Here is a 3,822-nt window from a genome sequence, read left to right as displayed (position 1 = left end):
GCCTCCTTCTCGGCCTTCCCGACCGTCGCCGAGCTGGTGGCGGCGTCGCTCGTCGCACCGGCCGGCGCGTTCGAGGCTGCGGATTTCGGCTGCCCCTTGCCCTCCGTCGGCGCCTCCGCCTTGCCGCCTTCGAGAACCTCGGGGTGGCCGGCCCCCGCCTCGGCGCTTCCGGCCCGCTGCACCTCGGCCGCCCGCTCGGCCTGCGCGCTCGTCGTCTCGTGCTGCTGACCGTCGCCGGACCGACCCTTGGCTGGGTTCGACATCATCACATCCTCTCTCGTGGTCACGCGGCAACCGCCCGCATCGATCACGGTTCGGGCGCCGCCGAAGCGTGCGACGAAACGCCGAGCCGCGTCATCCGCTCTGGACATCGGCCGCCGGCCCGGGGGGGCGAGCGCGTGCAGGCCGCGACCGTCGCGAGGACGGGCGAGCGGATGGTCCGCACCGGGACGAGGCGGTCGCGGACGAGAGGGGGAGCCGATCGGATCAGCGTTGCGGCATGCGCCTGATCGAGCCGACGTTCTCGGGGGAGAGGTCCGCCTCGAAGGCGCCGTGATGGTGGACGGCGACCTGCCTCGGCTCGGCCGGGCGCGTCTTTTCGGACGACGCGTCGCCCTCCGGACGATCCGGCGTGACCGATCCGAGCCGGAAGGAGGGCCGATCCTGCAGGTTCCAGGCCTTGGCCGGCTTCTGGTCTCCGCAGCCCTCGCACACGGAGACCAGCCACGATTGCCACAGGCCGTTGGTCTTCTCCTGCACCGATTCCGCTCGCTCGCGATGGGCCGAAGCGAGAGAGAAGGTATCGAGGTCGCCCTGCTTGCTGGGTTCGGGCAACTTGCGAAGCCGCTCGAGCTTCGTATTCCAGGTTTCGCCCCCGGTCCTGGGGGGAACGTTCGTCGTCACCGTGTCGAGCGTGCTGCGATCCGGCTCGCACCCGATACAGATGTTCCGGATCATGCCGTCCTCGACGTCGCCGGGTGATCTCGATCGGTCCGATACCGAGCCCGCATCACGGCTCGGCGGTTTGGTCTGCCCGACGGCGGTCGTGGTCACCGCCTTCTCGTTGACGGGCGGGATCGCACCGGTCCGGATGTCGCCGGTCTGAGCGGTCGCCGTCGCCGCGGGAAGGATACACAGCACAAGGGTGGATAGGATCATGCGCTTTGCTGTCATGGCTGCCCCCATGACAAGTCAATCTTCTGCGCTGTCGCTGGTTCGAGGCCATTCGGCAGCGAAAAACAGAAACTATTTCTTCCGTTCCGATCGGCTCTCGAGAATGTCCACGAACGGCTTCGAGATCACGTGTCGGCCCGCCGCATCGTAGATCTCGACCGTCCAGGCCGACCAATCGCGCCGCGCGCTGCCGAGCATCAGGTCGATCGCGACCCGCTCGGCGTGGAGGCGCATGAGCGCCCAGGTCGGCAGCCGCCTGCCCTGGAGATCGGCCACGAGGTCGAAGCCGTTCGTGCAGTGGAAACGGTAAAGCGGTGTCGGCATTGGCCTTCTACCCCGCCCTCCACAGCATCTCACCGTTCCGTGGCCCACCGTGCTCGCCATGGTTGAACCGTCGGCCCGCTTGCTGTTTGTTCCTTGTATGTTCTTGGACAACTCGGAGCCGCGATGCACCCCCAGCCCCACCAACCGCCTGTGGAGATCCGGCTCACCGAGGCCGAGACGATCGCGCTGGCCTACCGGAGGGCCGCCCGCGGCGATGCCTGGATCGCGCTGGTGCAGGTGGTCGAGGACGCGCTCGCAGACCTGGCCGAGGCCGAGCGCCGGTCGCTGCGGCGGGACCGGCTGGTCTCGCGCGGCTACGTCCGCGGGCAGCTCTGACGGAGCGCGGCCACGGCCATCGCGGGCGCCGGATCATCAGGCGGCCGTGGGCGGGCCGGACGGCACGTCTCGGCCGTGCGGGCTTTCCTTCGCCCCGCGATGAGGCCGACGGCGATCCCTTCTCCCGCCCGCTGGCGATCGATCGGCGGCTTTCTCGGGAGCACGGTCGGCGTACGCGAGCCGACACCCGCGCACCGTGCGGCGCGGCCGAGGGTCGCTCCGCGCCGGGCGATCGGAACGGCCGTTTCGACCCGGGGTTTGCTCCCCATGTCCCGAGGCTGCGGCGCAGGCTTCGCGCCGGCCGACCGATTGGAGCACCCATGTCGAACAAGCACCCGAAGACCGATACGCCGACCGATGCCGACCTGAAGGGCAATCCGGGGATCGGCCAGTCCCGAGGCCTGACGGGTCACGACATCGAGGACATTGAGGCGGACTCGACGGTGGAGGGCGACACGGCCAACGAGACGAAGCTCGACGGCGGGATCGATCCGAACCACCAGGGCCGGACCAACAAGTAAGGGGCTTGCGTTCGCGGGGCGCAGGACATGCGCCCCGCCCATGACCGCCCGCGCATCAGCGCCGAATTTCCGGCCGGCGGCATGGGCGATGGCACGATCGGCATGGGCCGATCCGCGAGCCGGGGCGCACCGGTCCATGACCACGCTGCCGAGAGCGATCCGTCGCCTCCGCCGCGGCCCAAGCCGGCACCCAAGCCGACCGGGAACGAGACCGTCCCGACAAGGTGGTGTTCGGGGATGTCGATCGGGCAGGGGGAGCTTGGCTCGCCCGCGTGCCGCCCATCCGAAAAAGCGCGCCCGGGGGACAGCGCCCTACCGGTCGATCTCAGTGCTCATCGGAGGCGTGGATTGATGGTGCTGCGAGGGGGGATCGAACCCACGACCTCCTCATTACCAATGAGGTGCTCTACCACTGAGCTACCGCAGCAACGGCGATCCGGGGCCCGCGAGGGGGCGTCTCCGTCCGACCGAGAGGGGCTTTAAGGGATCGACGGCGGCTTGGCAATCGCGCTTGGCGGTCCCGAGGGCGCAATCGACCGGGTGGGTCACGTTTTGGGGCGGCCGTCGCGCTTCAGCGCCGCGCGGATGATCGCGGCCAAGCCCGGCTCGGTCACCGCCTCGGCGGCGTCCGCGGGGGTGAACCAGCGCTGCTCGCGCTGGTGCTGCTCCGGCCAGGTCTTGCGGTGCTTGCGCACCTCGAGCGGAAACACCTTCACCTGGCACAGCACCGCGTCGCGGTTCTTCAGGCGCTTCTGGTAGAGGTAGAAGCCGAGCGGCCGCTTGCCGATCTGGCCGATCACGCCGGCCTCCTCGTAGGCCTCGCGGGCCGCCGCCTCGAAGGGCTTGCGCCCCTTCATCGGCCACCCCTTCGGGATCACCCAGCGCCGGCTCTCGCGGGAGGTGACGAGGAGCACGCTGTAGCTGCCGTCGGGCTCGCGCCGGAACGGCAGCGCGCCAACCTGCGGCCGCGCCTCGCGCTCGTCGTCGAGCGGCATCGTCGTCATGCGCGTCGGCGCCATGCGGGCGCTCCGATGCGGTTCCAGCGCTCCGAGGCGTGCGGCCCGATCGCGGAGGGAACGATGCGGTGTGCTGGGCCGGAACGGAACTGGAACAGTGGTGGGGCCTCTCGGAGGAAAAGTTATCCGGCAAATAATCGATCGGACCTGCCCTGGGAAGCGGGCGTACCGCCGATTGCAGCCGTCTTCACCACCAAAGGTTGGTCGTTTCGTGGGTCAAACGCACCGAAGCGCAGAACGGTGCCGCGCGTCGGAGCCTACCACAGGATGTATCTTGCCGTGGCGATATGGCCGTTCGATGAAGCCCGACGCCATGCCCGTGTCGCACCCGCCGGCCGCCCGGCGGGGCCGGGCGGCGCGGGAACGATCAGCCGAAGCGACGGGCCTTGGCCTCGGCGTCCTCGCGTGCCGTTGCGGGCGAACCGGTTGCAGGCGGACCGGCGGGACGCGGC

At 69.8% G+C, this 3,822-nt stretch carries 6 protein-coding genes and 1 tRNA gene; 2 read left to right on the top strand and 5 right to left on the bottom strand.

Features of this window, described 5'->3' with window-relative positions; translation table 11 throughout:
- The 3 genes from FV223_RS22405 to FV223_RS22395 all read right to left on the bottom strand — a co-directional run.
- On the bottom strand, nt 1-266 hold a 266-nt coding region (locus tag FV223_RS22405; RefSeq protein WP_246689764.1), incomplete at its 3' end, for a hypothetical protein.
- Nucleotides 267-486: 220 nt separating this feature from the next.
- The gene (locus tag FV223_RS22400; protein WP_147729060.1) at nt 487-1,053 is read right to left on the bottom strand and encodes a hypothetical protein; all 567 of its coding nucleotides are present in this window, start codon (nt 1,051-1,053) and stop codon (nt 487-489) included.
- Nucleotides 1,054-1,245: 192 nt separating this feature from the next.
- Nucleotides 1,246-1,497, bottom strand: a complete 252-nt coding sequence (locus FV223_RS22395; protein ID WP_147729059.1) for a hypothetical protein — start codon at nt 1,495-1,497, stop codon at nt 1,246-1,248.
- Nucleotides 1,498-1,620: 123 nt separating this feature from the next.
- Between FV223_RS22395 and FV223_RS22390 the strand changes: the two genes are divergently transcribed.
- Both FV223_RS22390 and FV223_RS22385 read left to right on the top strand, forming a co-directional pair.
- Nucleotides 1,621-1,833 carry a hypothetical protein gene (locus tag FV223_RS22390; RefSeq protein WP_147729058.1) on the top strand — a complete coding sequence of 71 codons (213 nt, stop codon included), beginning with the start codon at nt 1,621-1,623 and terminating at the stop codon, nt 1,831-1,833.
- A 320-nt stretch (nt 1,834-2,153) separates the two neighbouring features.
- Nucleotides 2,154-2,354, top strand: a complete 201-nt coding sequence (locus FV223_RS22385) for a hypothetical protein (RefSeq protein ID WP_147729057.1) — start codon at nt 2,154-2,156, stop codon at nt 2,352-2,354.
- 352 nt (nt 2,355-2,706) lie between these two features.
- Here the strand turns inward: FV223_RS22385 and FV223_RS22380 are convergent.
- Nucleotides 2,707-2,781, bottom strand: a tRNA-Thr gene (locus FV223_RS22380).
- A 118-nt stretch (nt 2,782-2,899) separates the two neighbouring features.
- Nucleotides 2,900-3,358, bottom strand: a complete 459-nt coding sequence (locus FV223_RS22375) for an NUDIX hydrolase (protein WP_147729062.1) — start codon at nt 3,356-3,358, stop codon at nt 2,900-2,902.
- Nucleotides 3,359-3,822 lie beyond the last annotated feature (464 nt).

The sequence above is a fragment of the Methylobacterium sp. WL116 genome (genome assembly GCF_008039455.1).
Lineage (GTDB): Bacteria > Pseudomonadota > Alphaproteobacteria > Rhizobiales > Beijerinckiaceae > Methylobacterium.
Note: the sequence above shows the minus strand (reverse complement) of the source record. Positions and strands in the feature narration are given on the sequence as shown.

What these genes read in the sequence shown, in the direction of transcription:
- FV223_RS22385 (WP_147729057.1), top strand. Translation starts at nt 2,154, where the DNA reads ATGTCGAACAAGCACCCGAAGACCGATACGCCGACCGATGCCGACCTG.
- FV223_RS22375 (WP_147729062.1), bottom strand. Translation starts at nt 3,358, where the DNA reads ATGACGACGATGCCGCTCGACGACGAGCGCGAGGCGCGGCCGCAGGTT.
- FV223_RS22390 (WP_147729058.1), top strand. Translation starts at nt 1,621, where the DNA reads ATGCACCCCCAGCCCCACCAACCGCCTGTGGAGATCCGGCTCACCGAG.
- FV223_RS22395 (WP_147729059.1), bottom strand. Translation starts at nt 1,497, where the DNA reads ATGCCGACACCGCTTTACCGTTTCCACTGCACGAACGGCTTCGACCTC.